The organism is Shewanella sp. QJM3NY_23 (genome assembly GCF_056173105.1).
In genome coordinates this window covers 2877888-2897915 of record NZ_CM149657.1, presented here as the reverse complement: position 1 = coordinate 2897915, position 20028 = coordinate 2877888, and the positions used below count along the sequence as shown (strand labels likewise).

General features: G+C 45.0%; 16 protein-coding genes and 1 pseudogene. 13 read left to right on the top strand and 4 right to left on the bottom strand.

Features of this window, described 5'->3' with window-relative positions:
* The first annotated feature begins 34 nt into the window (after positions 1-34).
* The 5 genes from AC0VXX_RS12840 to dinB all read left to right on the top strand — a co-directional run bounded on the left by AC0VXX_RS12840 (position 35) and on the right by dinB (position 4000).
* Positions 35-1051 (top strand): FAD:protein FMN transferase, encoded by a 1017-nt coding sequence (locus tag AC0VXX_RS12840; protein ID WP_475514563.1) that lies wholly within the window; start codon positions 35-37, stop codon positions 1049-1051.
* A gap of 106 nt (positions 1052-1157) precedes the next feature.
* A complete protein-coding gene (gene nqrM / locus AC0VXX_RS12835) occupies positions 1158-1379 on the top strand; it encodes a (Na+)-NQR maturation NqrM (protein WP_475517026.1) in 222 nt (73 codons plus the stop codon).
* Between the two features lie 315 nt (positions 1380-1694).
* Positions 1695-2168: a bacterioferritin gene (gene bfr / locus AC0VXX_RS12830; RefSeq protein WP_475514562.1), complete on the top strand. Its 474-nt coding sequence runs from the start codon at positions 1695-1697 to the stop codon at positions 2166-2168.
* Between the two features lie 9 nt (positions 2169-2177).
* The gene (gene bfr, locus AC0VXX_RS12825) at positions 2178-2645 is read left to right on the top strand and encodes a bacterioferritin (protein ID WP_475514561.1); all 468 of its coding nucleotides are present in this window, start codon (positions 2178-2180) and stop codon (positions 2643-2645) included.
* Between the two features lie 275 nt (positions 2646-2920).
* Positions 2921-4000 (top strand): DNA polymerase IV, encoded by a 1080-nt coding sequence (dinB, locus tag AC0VXX_RS12820; protein WP_475514560.1) that lies wholly within the window; start codon positions 2921-2923, stop codon positions 3998-4000.
* Between the two features lie 1606 nt (positions 4001-5606).
* Here dinB and AC0VXX_RS12815 read toward each other — a convergent pair.
* Complete coding sequence (locus AC0VXX_RS12815) at positions 5607-6566, bottom strand: integron integrase (RefSeq protein WP_475514559.1); 960 nt, start codon at positions 6564-6566, stop codon at positions 5607-5609.
* 680 nt (positions 6567-7246) lie between these two features.
* Between AC0VXX_RS12815 and AC0VXX_RS12810 the strand changes: the two genes are divergently transcribed.
* The 3 genes from AC0VXX_RS12810 to AC0VXX_RS12800 all read left to right on the top strand — a co-directional run bounded on the left by AC0VXX_RS12810 (position 7247) and on the right by AC0VXX_RS12800 (position 9141).
* Positions 7247-8077, top strand: a complete 831-nt coding sequence (locus AC0VXX_RS12810; protein ID WP_475514558.1) for a DUF6236 family protein — start codon at positions 7247-7249, stop codon at positions 8075-8077.
* Positions 8078-8104: 27 nt separating this feature from the next.
* Positions 8105-8548 (top strand): hypothetical protein, encoded by a 444-nt coding sequence (locus tag AC0VXX_RS12805; RefSeq protein WP_475514557.1) that lies wholly within the window; start codon positions 8105-8107, stop codon positions 8546-8548.
* An 83-nt stretch (positions 8549-8631) separates the two neighbouring features.
* Entirely contained in the window at positions 8632-9141 is a 510-nt protein-coding gene (locus AC0VXX_RS12800) for a hypothetical protein (RefSeq protein ID WP_475514556.1), read from the top strand.
* A 9-nt stretch (positions 9142-9150) separates the two neighbouring features.
* Here the strand turns inward: AC0VXX_RS12800 and AC0VXX_RS12795 are convergent.
* Both AC0VXX_RS12795 and AC0VXX_RS12790 read right to left on the bottom strand, forming a co-directional pair.
* A protein-coding gene (locus tag AC0VXX_RS12795) for an IS3 family transposase (RefSeq protein WP_475514310.1) occupies positions 9151-10226 on the bottom strand; the annotation gives its coding sequence in 2 pieces (ribosomal slippage) (positions 9151-9974 and positions 9974-10226; 1077 coding nt in all).
* Positions 10227-11249: 1023 nt separating this feature from the next.
* Positions 11250-11468 (bottom strand): annotated as a pseudogene (locus tag AC0VXX_RS12790) (cytosol nonspecific dipeptidase); the annotation flags it as partial.
* Positions 11469-11577: 109 nt separating this feature from the next.
* Between AC0VXX_RS12790 and AC0VXX_RS12785 the strand changes: the two are divergent.
* The 3 genes from AC0VXX_RS12785 to AC0VXX_RS12775 all read left to right on the top strand — a co-directional run bounded on the left by AC0VXX_RS12785 (position 11578) and on the right by AC0VXX_RS12775 (position 13858).
* On the top strand, positions 11578-12555 hold the full coding sequence (locus AC0VXX_RS12785; RefSeq protein WP_475514555.1) for a transposase: 978 nt from the start codon (positions 11578-11580) through the stop codon (positions 12553-12555).
* Between the two features lie 193 nt (positions 12556-12748).
* A complete protein-coding gene (locus tag AC0VXX_RS12780) occupies positions 12749-13159 on the top strand; it encodes a hypothetical protein (protein ID WP_475514554.1) in 411 nt (136 codons plus the stop codon).
* Positions 13160-13324: 165 nt separating this feature from the next.
* On the top strand, positions 13325-13858 hold the full coding sequence (locus AC0VXX_RS12775) for a J domain-containing protein (protein WP_475514553.1): 534 nt from the start codon (positions 13325-13327) through the stop codon (positions 13856-13858).
* Between the two features lie 692 nt (positions 13859-14550).
* Here AC0VXX_RS12775 and AC0VXX_RS12770 read toward each other — a convergent pair.
* Positions 14551-16011: an aminoacyl-histidine dipeptidase gene (locus AC0VXX_RS12770; RefSeq protein WP_475514552.1), complete on the bottom strand. Its 1461-nt coding sequence runs from the start codon at positions 16009-16011 to the stop codon at positions 14551-14553.
* Between the two features lie 257 nt (positions 16012-16268).
* On the opposite strand from AC0VXX_RS12770, the gene AC0VXX_RS12765 reads away from it, so the two are divergent.
* Positions 16269-17807: a M17 family metallopeptidase gene (locus tag AC0VXX_RS12765; RefSeq protein ID WP_475514551.1), complete on the top strand. Its 1539-nt coding sequence runs from the start codon at positions 16269-16271 to the stop codon at positions 17805-17807.
* Between the two features lie 927 nt (positions 17808-18734).
* On the top strand, positions 18735-20024 hold the full coding sequence (locus AC0VXX_RS12760; RefSeq protein WP_475514550.1) for an NCS2 family permease: 1290 nt from the start codon (positions 18735-18737) through the stop codon (positions 20022-20024).
* Positions 20025-20028: the final 4 nt, after the last annotated feature.

Sequence of the window (20028 nt, the reverse complement as noted above, 5' to 3'; positions counted from 1 at the left end):
TTAATCTGATTGATTATTAAGGAATACGGTCAATATGTTGAAGACCTTTATCAATAGGTTAGTCTTAATTGGGCTAGCCTTTTTTGTTTCTGCTTGTAACCAAGCGGCTCCCATGATCTCGCTATCAGGCCAAACCATGGGCACCACCTATCACATCAAGTTGGTCAGTGGTGAACAGGTGCCAAATGAGCAGCTTTTGCAGGCCGAAATTGAGCTGGCACTAGAAAAAGTCAACAACCAGATGTCGACCTATCGAAGTAACTCCGAACTGTCACGTTTTAATCAGATGGCATTGGCTAGCACTATCGAGGTGTCCTCTGATACTGCCCAAGTTATCCAAGCCGGGATCGATTTGTATGAGCTCACCGACGGGGCATTAGATATCACATTAGGGCCGCTGGTGAACTTGTGGGGCTTTGGTCCCGATAAGCGCCCCGTCAAAGTGCCTAGCGACGAGCTAATCGCCCAGACCAGAGCAAAAACAGGCATCGAGCATTTAAGTGTTGATGGGTTAAAGCTGCGTAAAGACAACCCAGATTTATATGTCGATTTATCTTCCATTGCTAAAGGCTTTGGAGTTGATAAGGTGGCTCACCTTTTGGCTAAATATCAGCCTAAAGGTTATTTGGTGGAGATTGGCGGAGAAGTCAGCCTATATGGCACTAAAGCCGATGGCAGTCCATGGCGTATAGCGATCGAGCAGCCCGATATTGATGAACGTCAAGTTCAGCAGGTGATAACACCCGGCAATATGGCGATGGCAACCTCAGGTGATTATCGTAATTACTACGAAGAAGACGGTCAACGCTTTACCCATATTATTGACCCTAGAACCGGTTATCCGGTGAATCATCGCCTCGCTTCTGTCACTGTGCTGCATAAGCAAAGTATGATAGCCGACGGCTACGCGACCGCTATGATGGTGATGGGCACTGAAGACTCATTAGCCTTGGCCCAAGAGCACCATCTTGCCATCATGCTAATAGAAAAACAGCCTGACGGTTTCAAGGTCTATTATAGTGATGCGTTTAAGCCCTTCGTTGGCTTGTGATATAATACAGACGCTGTCATGCATCTAGAGGTGTTTGGCAGAGTCACCCAATTGATTTTTGACGCATATTGCCTGCAGTGTAGGTGGTAAGCATTTGGAGTATATGATGGGCAATTTTTTAGCGGCGTTTGTGGTATTACTGCTTTTTTTCGTATTAATGTCGATAGGTTATATCGTCAAGCAAAAAGTAGTTGCGGGTAGCTGTGGTGGATTAGGTGCCTTAGGCATCGATAAAGCGTGCGATTGCGATGATCCGTGCGACAAGCGTAAAGCTAAAATGGCTGAAGAAGAGCGCAGCAACAAATTTAATCAAGACCGCATCATATAATCCCTTAATTTTATGTCACAAAGGCACCGATATCGGTGCCTTTTTTATTGTCCTCTCAATGTCGCATTCCCAGCGTATCACCGTTTGTTACTATCACTTTAGGCTATACTGTTATCCCATCACGGCCAAGGATCCCTTGGTGAATCTTGCTAAGCCCCCTCACAACATTGTATTCATTGGCGTGATCCAGTAGCTTGAGAGTGGTATTACAGATTATTGCCCTGCAGTGTAAGAGCATGAGGCTCATCGACACTGTCAGCGTTAGTAACGTGGTCAGATACTCACTATTTCTCATAGAACATAAGGATAATTGCTATGAAAGGTCATCCGAATGTCATTCGGCATCTCAATAAGATTTTGACATTTGAGCTCACCGCCATTAACCAATACTTTTTACATGCGCGTATGTATAAAAATTGGGGTTTAGAAGAGCTCAACGAAAAATGTTATAAAAAGTCGATACAGGACATGAAACATGCCGACAAGTTAATTGAGCGGGTATTGTTTCTCGAAGGGCTGCCTAACCTGCAGCAACTTGAAAAACTGCATATTGGCGAAAATCCACAAGAGATGCTGCAATGCGATAAAACCATGCTCGAAGCACAATTGAGTGAACTACGTAACGTGATAAGTCTCTGTGAGTCTGAGCAAGATTATGTCAGCCGTGAAATCCTAGAAGATCTACTCGAAGATGAAGAGGCCTATCTTGATTGGATTGAAGCGCAGCAAGACTTGATAAAGATGACAGGGATTCAGAACTATTTACAAGCGCAGATAGAGTCAGAGTAGGAGTTTAGGATGAAAGGTAATCAAGACGTTATTAATACACTTAATCAATTGCTTACTGGCGAATTGTCGGCGATGGATCAATATTTTGTACACGGGCTGATGTACGACGATTGGGGCTTAACTGAGCTACATGAGCGCATTTCCCATGAGTCAGACGATGAGCGTGAACATGCCAAAAAGTTGGTCGAGCGCATACTGTTTCTCGAGGGCACACCCGATGTAGCCAGCCGCGAAGCACTGCACATAGGTAAAGATCCGCAAGAGATGCTACAAAATGATCTTAACTATGAGTATCAAGTTGCCGATAACCTGCGTAAAGCCATCGCCTTATGTGAAGCCCACAAAGATTATGTCTCACGCGAATTGCTCGAGGTATTACTTGAGGAAACCGAGTCAGATCACATGTATTGGTTAGAGAAACAACTGGGTCTCATCGATAAAATTGGGCTGCAAAATTACCTGCAGTCTAAGATGTAAGGTTATAAGCTGTGGGCTGCAACTAAGGTAGTGCAAGTCGCGGTTATTTGAATTGCTCCAAGTTCACTTTGGTTGTTCTAATCATGGCGGATAAAAGTAGCCGATAGCTAAAACGTTAGATCTAAGCCACAGCATAATGCTGTGGTTTTTTGTTTACGCTTAAGGCGGTAGGGCCTTTAAGCCTACTGCTGTGGCAGGTTTAGGTGAGTTGGCATGGATAAGTGTTTGTGCACTGTTTAAATATACAGTATTCTTGCGGGTGGAGGTAATGCCCATTGAGAAAGATTATTCATGTGGACATGGACTGCTTTTATGCGGCAGTTGAAATGCGAGATTTTCCCGAGTTAAGAGACAAGCCGATAGCCGTGGGCGGGCGCAGCGATCGCCGCGGGGTGATCAGTACCTGTAATTATCAGGCTCGGCAATTTGGTGTACGCTCGGCTATGGCCTCAGCCTATGCCTTAAAGTTGTGTCCCGATTTAATTTTGGTGCCGGGTCGAATGGATGTGTATAAAGCGGTCTCCACTCAGATCCGCAGCGTCTTTAATCGCTATACCGAATTAGTCGAACCCTTATCGCTCGATGAAGCCTACCTCGATGTCACCGATTGCGATGCCCATAAAGGCTCTGCGACCTTAATTGCAGAAGCGATTAGGCAAGAGATATTTGACCTTACAGGTCTCACTGCATCGGCTGGGATAGCCCCAGTTAAGTTTTTAGCCAAAATTGCCTCCGATCTCAATAAACCCAATGGCCAATATGTGATCACCCCGGATGCCATAACCGAATTTGTTAAAACCTTACCCCTGATAAAGATCCCCGGAGTGGGAAAAGTCACTGCCGCCAAGTTAGCGCAGATGGGATTGAACACCTGTTTGGATGTGCAGCAGTGTTCTAAAACGGCGTTAATCGAGCGTTTCGGTAAGTTTGGTGGTGTCTTAGTCGAGCGAGCACAAGGGATCGATAATCGCAGTATTTCGCCTCATCGGGAACGAAAGTCGGTGGGAGTCGAAACTACGCTGGCCAAGGATATCTATACCTTGGAGCAGTGTGAATCGGTTATGCCGCAACTTATCCAAGAGTTAGGGGCACGCATTAGTCGCAGCGCGTCGGCGCGACGTATTCATAAGCAAGTGGTTAAACTTAAATTTGATGATTTTAAACAGACCACGATAGAGCATCGCAGCGATCAGGTGTCGGTTAAATTGTTTTATGACCTGTTATCGCAAGCGTTAGCACGCCAAGAGGGACGCGGCATCCGCTTGCTCGGTGTGTCGGTAGGGTTAGAGAGTGCTGCTGTCATCAGTGACAGTGAAGATGAATTTAATGCTGCACAGATGGATCTCGGGTTTTAGGGTTAGCCTTCAAATGAAGGTTTGTCATTTTTTCGTTTGGTTTAGTTGGTATTGGTTTAGAGTATTTGAAGGCGTACCTTCACTGTGGTCAATCGCCTGTCCGGCGGGTGCAGTGCATGGATGCGCAAATGTCGTGATCACATGGATGTGACAGAACGACCTTATGTGTAAACACTTCTGCTACACGGTGAGCTTGGCGACAGCCATATACTCGTGAACGAGAGACAAGGATGTCGAACTGGCTTTTAGATAGGGATATCGTTGTGAGCCATCCGTGGAGGCTCGACGATGGTATCCCTGCCATCAACGTCCGCAGCTGTATCTACACAGGGCTATTTCATCTCTTCGATTTGACTGCATTTGGTGTGAGTGGCGAGTAGAAAGCTAACTCAGTTTTGCCCCAAAGTGTGGTGGCCTTGAAGTGAAGGTATGGCATTTTTTTAAGTTTACTTGAGCAGCGTTATGCTGAATTTTCATTTATTGATGTGCTATGAAAACGCACCTTAATGGCAATTAATAGCCTGCCGCAGGCGTTATGTGCAAGCGCTCTTTTGGCTCGCTGTGAATATATCCCTATACGCTCCACGGCGGCATCCATGCCGCCAAGGGCCAAAACCGCGCCTACACCTATCTCTAACGCTTCTTCGATTGGACTTCATTTGATACGAATAATGAGTAAAAAGCTAACGTGCTTTTGCCCCAAAGTTTGCTGGCCTTGAAATGAAGGCTTGGCATTTTTGGGATTAGCTATAGTAGCGTTCGGCTACATCTTATTTGTTAAGTGTGTTTGAAGGTCGAACCTTCAATGTGAGTTAATTGCTTGCAGCAAGCTTATGTGCAAGCGCTCTTTTGGCTCGGTGAGTGAAGCATAGCTTCGTGCTTACGAACGAGAGGCATGGATGCCGAACTGGCTTTTAGGCATGGACGTTGTTCAAGCACGTCCGTGTGGGCTCTGCGAAATCATCCATGATTTCGAAGGCCAAAACCGCGCTTACACCTCTACCTAACGCCTCTTCGATTGGACTTCATTTGATACGACTAGTGAGTTAAAGGCTAAGAAGCTTTTGCCCCAAAGTTTGGTGGCCTTGAAATGAAGGCTTGGCATTTTTTTAAGTTTACTTGAGCAGCGTTATGCTGAATTTTCATTTATTGATGTGCTATGAAAACGCACCTTAATGGCAATTAATAGCCTGCCGCAGGCTTTATGTGCAAGCGCTCTTTTGGCTCGGTGAGTGAAGCATAGCTTCGTGCTTATGAACGAGAGACAGGGATTGTCGAACTGGCTTTTAGATAGGGATATCGTTGTGCGCCATCCCTATACGCTCCACGGCGGCATCTGACCTCCATGGATGGAGGGAATGCCAAAAAATGTAAGGAACATTTTTGGCCATGCCGCCAAGGGCCAAAACCGCGCTTACACCTATCTCTAACGCTTCTTCGATTGGACTTCATTTGATACGACTAGTGAGTTAAAGGCTAAGAAGCTTTTGCCCCTTTATCATTTAGAACAATTACTCATTCGAACTTTGTGTTTCTGTGTTTACCTTATATTAACTAATGCGGAAAGCAAAAGATAAGGCCCTAGTAACTTGTCTTGTAGTATGCCTTAAAGACTATCAAGAGGGCTTATGACCCCAGTATGATGGCCACCAATCACATGGGTATATATCTCGGTTGTTTTGACATCACTGTGTCCCAATAACTCTTGGATGGTACGAATATCATGCCCTTTGAGTAATAAAGATGTTGCAAATGAATGGCGGAAAGTATGGGCGGTAACGCGCTTATCTATACCACTGTTAGTGGTAGCTTGCCTTAATACTCGTGAAAAAGCCGTTGGATGAATATGGTGTCTGCACACGTAGTTGTCACTTGGGTGCATACAACGGCGGCTAGCAGGAAAGATATATTGCCAATGAAACTTAGAGGCGTTACTGCGGTATTTTCTGATGAGAGAGATGGGCAATGAAGCAAGTCCAAAGCCATCTGACAAATCCGTCTTGTGGAGCTTTTTTACCTGTTTTATTTGTGACTTTAGAGCATCAATCAATCCGTTAGGTAGCATACAAACTCGATCTTTTTGCCCTTTACCTCGGTACACAAAGATAGATTTAGTGGTTAGATCAATATCTTTTACCCTAAGTTTTAGGGCTTCCTTTAATCTTAGGCCTGAGCCAAATAGGATGGCACCAATTAAATAGTGGTAGCCTGACAAATTGCTGATGATCAGTTTTGCTTCTTCGTTAGACAATACCTGCGGTATTCGTTTAGGGGCTTTTGCATAGGGAAATTGTAACTCATTGGGCTCAACGTTTAACACATGGCGACAAGCAAATACAATGGCACATAGGGCCTGTTTCTGGGGGCTCGCCGACACTTCACACTCCACAGCTAAAAAGCAGAGAAATTGTTCAATCAAAGCGGGGGTTATATCAGCGCCATGACGAATATTGCAATGTCGAATGAAATAGCGGTTCCAATAGAGGTAGGATTTTTCTGTTTGATAGCTGTAATGGCGTACCCTGATCTCTGTCCGTATAGCCTCCAAAAATGTTAATTGCCCCATAACCGTTACCTCACTAGCGCACTGTATGTATATACAGTTATAGTTCAAGTTAAGATAATTACTATGAAAAAGATGCATAAATCGTTTGATTGGCGCATCGATAATACTAACTTTTAAACATTAACTCATTATTATCAATAGTTTGTAATATATATAAAAGTGCTATGCAGACCTCGTAAACACCTATGCATCTTTTTTATCTGCTAAATTGTCATATTTAACCTGTATTTTTTGTTAAAAAATATATTTACAACAAACACTTACAAGTGATATTTTGACGAAGAGACTTACAAGAAAGCAGGAGGTTATCCTGCTGCTAATCAATAAGCTGTTCTTGACCTGCGGTAGACGATTTTTAGCAAACAAGAAGTGATATTTCAGTCTAGCCGAAGGCATAGATAGAGCCAAACGCGATGGAAGAAACGCCTTATTTATGGTAGCTTGAAGGCCCTTGCTAAGGCTCGTAAAGCGAAGCTTTCAAAGAGACCTGCAAGAGTCTTCAAGTAAAGCAGCGATGCTTCCCTCACGCCGCAGGGGGCTCACATCAGCCCCAAGGGCATGGAATATGAACTCACGGATTGAGTAGCGATAACCTCCTCTCTCCGAAAGTAAAGAACAAGCCGTTACACGAGACCTTCGGCTCGTGAACTAGATCGTTAGCACTCTATCTTGAGGTAAGTATGAATAAAAAAGGAATTGTTGTTTCTCCTCCTTTTAAACCGATTTATACAGGTGGTATTTCGTGTGGTGGTGATATTGATCCAATTGAAATGAGGAAATATTTAACATATTGGGATGAGATAGATTATCCATCTAATATGTTGATTGATATTAGCTCACCTGATATTGAGTATCTTCTACAAGTTGGCGCCGTGAAAAGGACTCATATTATGTTTCAAGGAAGGGTAAGCTCTGGCAGAGGGGAATTCTTTATTAAAGCTCAGGAGGCAGCTTTTAGAAAGAATGATACTGAAGAACCTGGATGCTGGTCAATTGCTCAACTTTCAGATGTTCCCTTTTACACTGAACAAATAAATGGTCTTGGTGTTGAGGTTGAAATCTTTGATATGCTTCCAGTTCCGAGTGCTGATACTCCTTTGGCAGAAATCTTAGAGTTTAAAGAGAAAAGGCGAGATGAACTTACAGCATTTCGATGTCACATTGATGAAATAAATGAAAGTATCTTGAATTCTAAAGATATACCTAGAGCTAAAAACGCTCAAGTTTCTCGTTTAGAGCTAGCTTTAAAAGATATTGATAAATCTTTAAATGCTTCAGGTATTAAAAGAGTAACAACGCATTTAAGAAATGTTATTAACGAAGATTTCTCTGGTATTGCCGGTGCTGGTTTAGGGAGTGCAGGAATTTCTTCAATGATAGGTATGACACCTTTAGTCGCTGGTGTTGCTGGTGCAGGATTAGTATTTGGAGTTAAAAGTTTAATGATGCCCTCCAATCAATGCCCTACGGATTTAAGCTACATAAATAGTGTTCGAAGAAATTTTAGATAGAACAAGTGCTAACAAAGCCGTTAAACCATGGACACAAAACAGCAGGCTTGTGCTCCTTCGTCGCAAATTTTAGCCTGTTATTTTGTGCCGTTTACGGCAAGCGTTATACGTTTTACCGGAGAGTCAGTGGATAAGGTAGAGTTCACAAAAAGAATCAAAGAGGTTGTGTCCCAGTCAGCGATAGACAGCACAATTGATAACCTAAATGATCCTCCTGGTCGCAATCCCGATAATCGGTTACTTGCCCAATCTGCATGGTTCAAGTCACTGAATGCAAGTGATCGTGAAATGGTGGGAGAGATTATTTCTGAAGCCGTGCACGAATCTGTGTTTGGCTTTCTGTGCGTTCTAGATGGAGTTCGTTCGACATCAGCGGTTGGCACATCAAGCGACCTTAGTTTATCGCTCGGTGGTGTGCAATTAAACGAGAAGTCAGGTGAGTTATTGCATGACATCTACAAAAACGTATAACAAGGCAAGTCAGCAACGCACCTTCGGTGCTGGACTCGCTAACGCTCGCCGCTGCTTGCGGCGTTATGTTTTAAGGAGGAAATGTGTTCGATAGTTTAGGTAAATTTCTCAGTGCTTTAACAAGTGCTCTTCCAAAAATACTTCAACTATATCGAGATGGTAAGCATGAAGACAAGATTGTAGAGCTTTTTGAAAGCTACTTTATTCTTGGTGATTTAATTCAAACTGGTGATGAATTGCTCAATCTTTCTCGTGGTAGGCATAAAATTGTTTTCTCTGAACTGACAAAAAGTGAATTGGAAGAGCATTACTCAATTGTCCAAGCGAAATTATCAGTTCAGCTTCTAAGGCTTCAGCGCATAGGGGATATTTTCCTTTCTAATCCAACTATCGATTTATTGGATTGTGATCTTAAGTCTCAGTTGAATAATGCGATTGGTGGGAAAGAAAAGGGATTGTATTCTCTAGGAACGGGACTCTTTTTTAATCGAATTTTTGGGGCTTCAAAGAAAGAGAACGAAAATGAAGACGAACATATAAAACGAGTGACTAAGGAAAAATATGGTAATCCTCCCATTTTTAACTGCAATTAAAAATAGAAGTTAGGCAGCCATCAGTGGTGGCCTGCCGTTATTAGCTTTATGTGGTCTTTCATGATTGTAAAACCATAACCACTTAGTTGCATAGTCCTGCACCTCTTTAATTGATTCGAACAGGTACTTGCTGAGCCAACTGTACCGAATTGTTTTGTTATGTCGTTCGATATAAGCGTTTTGTTGTGGATTACCTGGTTGAATATATTCAATTCGAATATTCTGGCATTTAGCCCACGTTGTAAACTCAGTACTGATAAACTCAGGGCCGTTGTCACAGCGAATAACTGTTGGCTTAGCTCGATACTCAAATACCTGCTCTAGCGCTCTAATAACCCTTACAGCAGGAAGTGAAAATCCTGGTTCAATCACTAAAGCTTCACGCCGATAATCATCTATGACATTAAATAATCGGTAATTTCGACCATCTGATAACTGGTCATGCATAAAGTCGACAGACCATACTTGGTTAGGTTTTATCGGCTCTTTTAGTGGTTCCGGTGCATTTCGTTTGAGTCGACGTCTTGGACGAATACGCAGGTTCAGCGCTAGCTCACAGTAAATTCGGTACACTCGCTTATGATTCCATGGCTTGCCTTTTACATTACGTAAATAATCGAAGCACAGACCGAAGCCCCAATCACTTTCATCTTCGGTCAGCTTAATTAGCCAATTTGAAATCTGTGTATTTTCCGCCGATAATTTTGCTTGATAACGAAAGCATGTCTCACTGATAAAGAAAGCCGAGCAGGCCTTACTAATACTGATGTTGTGGTTAGCCACCGCAAACTGAGCGAGTTCTCTTCGCTCACAGGGCTTTACCACTTTTTTGCCATAGCTTCCTGAATGATTTCAGCTTTAAGACGCTCTTCTGCGTACATTTTTTTAAGTCGCCTATTTTCATCTTCTAGCTCTTTCATCCGAGCCATGAGTGATGCATCCATTCCCCCATATTTAGCACGCCATTTATAAAACGTTGCACTGCTCATACCGTGCTCTCGGCAAAGCTCAGGTGCGGGCGTACCAGCTTCAGCTTGCTTCAAAATCGTCATAATTTGACTATCCGTGTACCGCGACTTTTTCATATAGAACCTCCTGCGTTTAACTTACGAGAAAACTCTACTTTTAACAGCTGTTATTTTTCGGGGGGATTACCATGCCAAAGTAGTTAATCGAGCCTTGCCTTCTTGTTTTATAAGGAGTGACGCACTTTAAACAATTGATAACCCATACTGACGCCCCAATTTCGGTTTGTCAGTCGCCTCATCTTTTGTTTGAAAATATGCAATGGTAAGCCCCTAGAACAATAGACACTAGATAAAGAAAACGGATTGCACACCTTTTCTGATTATTACCATCCTAACTAGACTTCCGTGATCCGATTCTTCACTGCATAGTTAAGGATGGTCTTCATTATGGTTTGAGATACTTTTTCTAATCAGCATCAGTTAACTTAGACTGAATGCTCTAAGCCGTTTATGTCCAAAACCGAGTTAGCTTTTTAACTAGCTACTCGCACGAAATGAAGCAAAATCGAAGAGACAGAATAACCCAGTGTAGATGCGGCTGCGGACGTTGATGGCAGGGATGCCACCGTCGAGCCTCCACGGATGGATTCACGGCGTGTAGCAGCAGTATCTGCACACTCCCTGCCGGACAGGCGATTGATAACAGTGAAGATACAAATTTCAAAGACACTCTACCAACACTCACTCTTCCAAATGCAAAATCCAAAAATGCCAACACCTTCATTCGAAGGCCAAGATATTTTTGTCCAAAAACAACTTAACTTTTGATTGTCCGAGTGACACTAGTAAGGTCAAATCGAAGAGATTAAGAACTCGGGTGTAGGTGCGGCTGAGGCCTTCGATTTCAGGGATGAAATCGCAGAGCGCCCAAGGATGGCTCTTGTTTAACAAAAAGTCAGCGAGCCTCAGAAGTACCTGTACGAAAGGCATGCTGCAAGCAATTCAAATCAATAAAGGTTAACGCTAGCGTTCGTTAGGTAAACACCTATATCGTTGAATACCGCATAACAGCAACATTTTGTTTGCCGACAAAAAAGGCGCCTATGATGACTCATAGGCGCCTTTTTGATGAATCGCCGCTTAGGCTTTTGCTGGAATACGTTCGAGTACGGCTAGAAGCAGCTTCCAGTATTGATCGACGGTCTCAATCAATACCATCTCATCTGGGCTGTGAGGATAGCGGATGGTGGGGCCAATGGAGACCATATCCATCTCAGGGTAAGGCTTCTTAAACAAGCCACACTCAAGCCCGGCGTGGATCACCATAATGGTTGGCTCTTTATGGTAAATCGCTTCATAGGCAGTTGACTGAGACATCCATAGGCAGTTGACTGAGACATCCATCGTTAATGGCGCAGAAGTTAACCTCCGGCTATGCTTTGATTGAGCATTGAACAAGGAGGTTTTTATGCCACGCCCTCGCAGAACTCAAATAAGTATCGAAGACACACCCTATTATCATTGTTGTAGCCGCGTCGTTCGCCGTGCGTTCTTATGCGGAGAAGACCAATACACGGGTAAAAACTATGACCATCGCCGTGGCTGGGTTGAAGCCCAAATACTCAAGCTGTCAGAAGTGTTTGCCATTGATGTAGCGGCCTATTGTGTCATGAGCAATCATCTTCACCTAGTGCTTCATATCGATATCGAGACGGCTAATAACTGGTCAGATAGGCAAGTGGTTGAACAGTGGCATAAGTTGTTTACTGGTAATGACCTAACTCAACGCTTTGCCAAAGGTGAGCTAATTGAAGTGCATTACGTTAGCCAGTTAAAACACCTTATTGCCACATATCGTTCAAGGCTCAGTGATATCAGTTGGTTTATGCGCTGCCTCAATGAGCCCATCGCTAGGCAAGCCAACATGGAGGATAACTGCACAGGACATTTTTGGGAGGGGCGCTTTAAAAGCCAGGCCTTACTTGATGAAGCGGCACTGTTAGCTTGTATGGCGTATGTTGAGTTAAACCCTGTTAGAGCCAAGATGGCCAGTACTCCAGAGCACAGTGACTACACCAGTATCCAATTACGTGTTAATGCTGCACTGAAAGGTGAGCAGCCTAAGCATCTTTTGGCGTTTATTGGCAATGAGCGAGCACAACAACCGAAAGGCATAGCGTTCAGCTTTAAAGATTACCTTGAGTTGGTGGATGAAACCGGAAGAGTTATCCGAGAAGATAAACGAGGCGCTATTTCTAAAAGTGCTGAAAATATCTTACAAAGGCTTAATCTCCCCGCCGAAAACTGGCTAAAATTAACGACTGATTTTGGCAAACTTTTTAGAGGGCCTGTTGGCTCAGTGCAAGAGCTTGATGATTATTATACCCACCTAGAAAAACGACGAAGGCACTTTGCAAGCAGTTGTCAGCATCTGCAATTTAGCTAGTATTTAGTCGTCTCGCCCTTTTGCACTTGGCCTGTCACTCAGGTCAATTTGTGATGCCTTAAACTCTGCCTTTTTGTCTTTTTTCTATCAAATCCAACCTATCTGATGCTCCGCTCGCAGCCATCTCAATGCGTTTTCTCATTTATGATGCCTATCATGGGCAGCATAGGAGTAATCTGCAAATAATGGTGCTATGTTATTAATTAACTATGGGTGGCTCACTTCTTGTTCTATGGGTGGCTCACTTCTTGTTCTAAACGAAAATACTCTGCAAGACACGCGAGATAAAATCGACGGCGTTCTTAAAGACGTTTTGGAGAGTAATTTTCCTGATGAAATAAAAAACTACCTCGTTAGGGGACTTCAGAGAATTATTGTCGCGATTGATGAATACCGAATCTCTGGTGCCGCGCCGATCTTGGATGCCATGGAAGTTACGCTTGGCCACGCGTTCTTTGATGCCGAGTACCGACATGCGCTCACTAATACTGACATTGGCCGAACCATAGTTGACGTCCTGGCTTCAGTGGCTTCTTCCATTACTATTGCCGTCGGGTTACCTCAGCTTCCCGAGACATTTCAATTGTTACTGGGAAGCCACTGAAGTGGAAATCATATATAACAAGGCCAGGCACGCGACGCCCACTGCATTGCGGCTTCGCCTCCATTCCGTAGCCGCGCATGCTGGCTGGCGTTATGCCACTGTAAGTATATCTTCGACAACTTACTTGTTATTATTACCCTATGTTTTTTGTGAGTTACTTTGATCATGTTTGATATTTTTTCGTCTTCTCATGCTGAGCAGAGAGCAGTTTTGTTTGAAGGTAGTGAGGAGCTTTCAGTCAAAACTGCTAAGTTAATGTTAAGCCGTCTCCACACTGATTATTACAACGATACCGAAAGAGAAAGGGCTACATACGTATTAGCTAAGCTGGGATATTTAGAGTCAGGCTCTAAACGAGAAAGCAAAGAAAGTGAGAACTCTTTGTTAGACAAAGCGAATGAAACTATCCGTAAAGCTAACAACCGAATAAATGAACTGAAATCGTTACTTAGTAAGGCTGAGAGGGATATCGATTTTCTGACTCAGGAAAATACCAATTTGAGAAGTCAATTGCTTGAATCTAACTGCACCTTAACTGAACGCGATATTCTTGGGTATGAATCGTTACCCAGTAGCCAAGAACTTAGAAAGCGTTATAAAAGCCTAGCATCGATACATCATCCAGATAAAGGTGGAAGCAAACCTATGATGCAACGAATTAACGACTCATATGAGAAATTGAAGAACGAAGTGGCATAATCGGGTAGCCGGAGGTATCTAGCCTCCAGCCCCACACCACCCTGCATGCGGCTCCGCACACGACTAAATGGATTTAGGAGATAGGGCGAAGCAGGATGCCAGAGCCGAGGGCGGTTCATTTAGAACGCCTAACCTGTTTTCTGGTTCGGATAGTGAACCGCGATCCATCCATCTCTCAGTGAATACAATCCTGCTTTCTTAAGATCGTCATTACTAATGATAATGTGAATCGTATAATTTAGAGCCTAAGAACTAAACGATTTTTGTCCAAAACCTAGTTAGCTTTTTAACTAGCTACTCGCACGAAATGAAGCAAAATCGAAGAGACAGAATAACCCAGTGTAGATGCGGCTGCGGACGTTGATGGCAGGGATGCCATCGTCGAGCCTCCACGGATGGATTCACGGCGTGTAGCAGCAGTATCTACACACTCCCTGCCGGACAGGCGATTGATAACAGTGAAGATACAAATTTCAAAGACACTCTACCAACACTAACTCAGCCAAATGCAAAATCCAAAAATGCCAACACCTTCATTCGAAGGCCAACACACTTTTGTCCAACACTTTCTTACAGGGTCAAATCGAAGAGAGTGATAACTCGGTGTAGGTGCGGCTGAGGCCTTCGATTTCATGGATGAAATCGTAGAGCGCCTATGATGACTCATAGGCGCCTTTTTGATGTATCGCCGCTTAGGCTTTGGCTGGAATACGTTCGAGTACGGCTAGAAGCAGCTTCCAGTATTGATCGACGGTCTCAATCAATACCATCTCATCTGGGCTGTGAGGATAGCGGATGGTGGGGCCAATGGAGACCATATCCATCTCAGGGTAAGGCTTCTTAAACAAGCCACACTCAAGCCCGGCGTGGATCACCATAATGGTTGGCTCTTTATGGTAAATTGCCTCATAGGTGTCTTTGACAATCGCCATCACTGGGGAGCTGCTGTCTGGCTTCCAGCCGGGGTAAGCACCGCTAAACTCCACCTCTGCGCCCGCTAAGTTGCTCAGTGCTGTTAGGTTGCCTTCCACTTCTTTACGACCAGAATCGATAAGCGAGCGAATTAAACAAAGAATATTGACTGATTCTGCTTCGGTTGAGATCACGCCAACGTTTAACGAGGTTTCTGTTACGCCTGCTATCTCATCGCTCATGCGCATCACGCCATTAGGGCATGCATGCAGCAGATCGATAAGCGTTTGCTGCGCATCTTCACTCATTACCTGTTTCGCCGCTGGAGCCTCTTGCAGGGTTAACTGCATATCTGGGTCGGCAATGGCTAACTCTTGTCGAACGAGAGCGGTAAACTCTTGCATTAACTCATTTAGGCGCGCCACATTTTCACTGGGCAGCATAAAGCTGACGCTTGCCTCGCGGGGGATGGCATTACGCAGCGAGCCGCCAGTAAAGTTGGTCAGTTCAAGTGCTAACTCATCGGCGTGATTAAATAAAAAACGGGCCAGAAGCTTGTTGGCATTGCCGCGGCCTAAATGAATGTTAACACCTGAGTGCCCGCCTTTGAGACCTGAAATCGACAGAGTGTAGGTCGCGTTTGACGGCTCTGGCGCTTGCCATACCATAGGCACATTGATTTGAGCATCAACGCCACCGGCGCAGCCCATATAGATCTCACCCTCTTGCTCCGAGTCGGTGTTGATCAAGATCTCAGCATCAAGATAACCTGCTTCTAACCCAAATGCACCGGTCATGCCTGCTTCTTCATCTATGGTCAGTAGCACTTCTAATGGGCCGTGAGCAATATCATTGCTGCCCAGAATAGCCAAGGCCGACGCCATGCCGATACCGTTGTCTGAGCCTAAGGTTGTGCCTCTGGCTTTTACCCAATCACCATCGACATAAGCTTCGATAGGATCTTTTTCAAAGTCATGTTCTTTGTCGGCATTTTTTTGCGGCACCATATCGATATGGGCTTGCAGGGCGACGACTTTACGGTTTTCCATGCCTGGTGTGGCGGGTTTTTTAATGATCAGGTTGCCAACTTTATCTTCGATAACGCTGAGCTGCTGCTCTTTGGCCCACTGCTGAATAAACTGACTTAACGCTTGCTCATGCTTTGATGGGTGGGGAATGGCGCAGATCTGTTCAAACCACTGCCACAAGGCTTGAGGTTGCAATTGACTTAATGTGCTCACGGACAAACTCCTCTTTCATTCTTTAATATAGGTCTTTGAGGTCAAAATTGGCCACAGTCTATCATAGGGGGATTTTACTCGGGTTGATTAAAGTCGATTTTGCCTGTGATAACTGTCATACAAAGTTGCCAGATAGATTAACAATAGTTCTGATTTGACTTGGCTTTATCGCTACATAAAGTGAATAATACCACAACAATCTGACTACGATGATCCGCCGCAGAGCGGTATCGAGTTCACAAGCATAGGGAATGGATATGAATCCAATAACGTTTGTTGATGTACAAGATAATGATGCCATTTTTGAAGGTGCAGGCTGGGATGCACTTATCGTGGTAACGCCAAGTATCGATGCTATAGGTATCGACGAAATCAGTTTATTGGCGCGCCATGGCGCTAATGTCGATGCGCGAGTAGGGCTTAGTGCCACCTTATTATTTGCGCCCGGTTTGGCTGGCGGGCGTTTAATCGTCGCGCCAGTACTGGGTCATGACAAGGATGTTGAAGATGTGCGTATTTACGCCGACGCTGCCCGTCAAGGCATTGCGCTGGCTAAAGATGCTGGGGCTCGTAAGCCACTATTGATTATTTCACCGAGTAACGCCCACCAATATCGTCAATCACTTGCTGTTGCGGCTTTGGCTTGTGGCCAAGAGCTGTGGCAAGCATTAGAGCTGCGTGAAGCGGTAGCACTCACCGATGGTATCGACACTGTTGGTTTATTGGTTAGTGATGTGCAGGCCAAGGTACTTAATGCCATCGAAGCTGGGCGCCATCTTGCGCGAGATCTGTGCGGTACCGAGCCCGAGCGGATGTCGGCCCCCGCGTTTGCACAGTATTGCCTCGAGGCGTATCAAGATTCGGGCTTAAGCGTGAGCGTAATTGAAGACCGGGATGTGCTTGAGCGTGATTATCCTCTGCTGAGCGCCGTTGGGCGCTCCTCTTTTGCGGTATCGCGCCATCAACCTAGGGTAGTTAAGGTGGAATATTGTGCCGATGACGAGATCACCCGCAGTTACTTTTTTGCCGGTAAAGGGGTGGTGTACGACACTGGTGGCGCCGATATTAAGGTTGGTGGCGGCATGGCGGGCATGAGCCGTGATAAAGGCGGGGCCGCAGCGATTGCCGGGCTGATGAAAACCTTGGCCATACTCAAGCCAAAGGGAATACGCGTCGTTGCCGAGCTTGGATTGGTGCGCAATAGTATTGGTAGTGAAGCCTTTGTTACCGATGAGATCATCAGTAGCCATGCGGGCGTGCGCGTGCGCATCGGTAATACCGATGCCGAAGGACGTTTAGTCTTGGCCGATCTCTTGTCGCATTTACGTATCAAGGCTGCTAATGCGGTGGCGCCGCAGCTGTTTTCGGTCGCAACCCTAACAGGGCATGTGGTGCGCTGTTATGGCAATTATACTGCTGTAGTTGAAAATGCCGTGGCGCGTTCGCAGCGCGTGGCAGAGCAGATGCAAGAGGTGAGTGAAGCGTGGGCAGAGCCCATCGAGGTGTCTCGTTTGCGCCGTGAAGATTATAAGATGCTTATCGATCCCTCTGCGGCGGCCGATATTGTGTCATCCAATAATGCGCCTTCTTCGGTCACGGCTCGTGGTCATCAATACCCTGCTGCATTTTTACTTAAAGCTTCAGGATTAGAAGCCCACGGCTTAATGAGTGACAAACCGCTGGCTTATACCCATGTGGATATTGCAGGCAGTGCCATTGAAGGCTCGCCACTCTATGGTAAACCGACGGCGGCTCCTTTAGTGAGTCTGTTTCAGTATATGTGTGTCGATGAATAATGTGTTTGCGACAATGGCACTCGCGCTCACTTGATGTGGGCATCGATTAACGTAGAGTCGGGTAACTGGCGCAATAGCAGGGGAGCATTGAGCTGGTGTTTAGAATGAGCTTAGCATTTTTAATGCTAAGCCAGCTTATATGACGGAGGCAGGCTTAGGCTTGCCTCTTGTCGCTTTTAGTTCAAAAAATGCCGAAAAGTGTGATCCTAATGAGCCATCAAAGTTGCTTTGTTGTATTAAAACTACAAAAACAGCCTTTTTTACAAAAAAATGCCATAAAGGGTTGTAATAAAATTACGGTTTTAGCTATAATAGCCTCGTTGATTGGCACAGGCCATCCAACATAAGTCTATCCAGGATGGATAATTCTCCAAGGAATCGAGCGACAAGTTGACTCTGCGGTATATCGCCCTATTTGAGCGACTAATATCAAGTTTCATTTATTCAACTTTGTTAGGAGTTTTGACTATGTCTTATACAGGAATGCAATACGTTTATTGGCAGAATACTTGGTTTAACACTGATGCTCTGCGTGGCGGATTGTTTGCTATGTCCTTTAAGGGTTAACTACCCCTTTATCAATTGAACCTAGTTCACTTGATAGCAAGTAGTTGCATCATCCATCAACCTTACCCCAATATTGGGGAATTTTAGACTCAAGTTGCATATTGTTCATATTGACCCATGAATGATATGTCAGTGTCATCCGCTAGCGCGGTAACTCTTTTCCGTTAGGAACACTTGATACATGTCTTGCCTGCTCTTTGAGCAGGCTTTTTTTTGCCTAAAATTCAGTGTTCTGCATCTTGTTACTCTCTGATTGACTGTTATTGGGGCATTGTCGAGTATAATCGGCGCGCGATATCCCAGTGCTCTGGTGATATTACTAACCCCTACAATGACTTATTATTCAAGGAACCTTGTTCCATGTTAGAAAAATTATTCAAATTAAAAGCACATCAAACTAGTTTGAAGCAAGAAGTGGTGGCCGGATTAACCACTTTTTTAACCATGGCCTACATCATTTTCGTTAACCCTATGATGCTTGCTGATGCCGGCATGGATCACGGCGCAGTATTTGTGGCGACCTGTCTTGCGGCCGCCATTGGCTGTTTAATTATGGGGATAGTGGCTAATTACCCCATAGCATTAGCACCAGGCATGGGGCTCAATGCCTTTTTTACCTACACAGTTGTCGGTGAAATGGGTTATAGCTGGGAAACGGCACTAGGTGCAGTGTTTCTGTCTGGCGTCTGTTTTCTCGTGTTGTCTTTAGTCAAAATTCGCGAGTGGATTGTTAACAGTATTCCTATGTCGCTGCGTTTAGGTATTGCGGCGGGCATAGGCCTGTTTTTGGCGTTAATTGGGCTAAAGAGTGCCGGTATTGTTGTGGCGAACCCCGCGACCTTGGTCAGTATGGGGGATGTGACGGCATTTCCTGCTGTGATGGCGGTGCTGGGCTTTTTTATGATCATCGCCATGGTACATCGCGGCATGAAATCGGCCGTTATCGTCAGCATTCTGTCGATCACCGTGCTGGGGGTATTATTTGGCGATGTGCAATATAATGGCCTGATGGCGATGCCACCCTCTATTGCACCGACCTTTATGCAAATGGACCTCTCTAGTGTCCTAGAGATCAGCATGCTCTCGGTTGTGTTTGCCTTCTTGTTTGTCGATCTGTTCGATACCTCTGGCACCTTAGTGGCTGTTGCCCATCGTGGTGGGTTTCTGGATGATAAAGGCCGGTTGCCTAGATTGAACCGCGCGCTGACTGCCGACAGCACAGCGACCATTGCTGGTGCCATGTTAGGCACCTCAACAACCACAAGTTACATTGAAAGTACCGCAGGTGTCAGTGCCGGTGGCCGTACTGGACTCACCGCCGTGGTGGTTGGGGTAATGTTTTTATTATCGCTGTTTATCTCGCCGCTGGCCGGTATGGTGCCAGCCTATGCCACCGCAGGCACTTTGTTTTATGTGGCTATCTTAATGATGTCGGGCCTAATGCATGTTGATTGGGATGACTTAACCGAAGCGGCCCCAGTGGTGGTGGTATGCATCTTAATGCCGCTGACCTTCTCGATTGCAACGGGTATTGCCATGGGGTTTGTTGCCTATGCGGCGATTAAGCTACTGAGTGGTCGTTATAAAGATTTGAGCCTAGGCGTGGCGGTATTAGCCGTTCTATTTTTAGCTAAGTTTATCTACGGCTAATGCT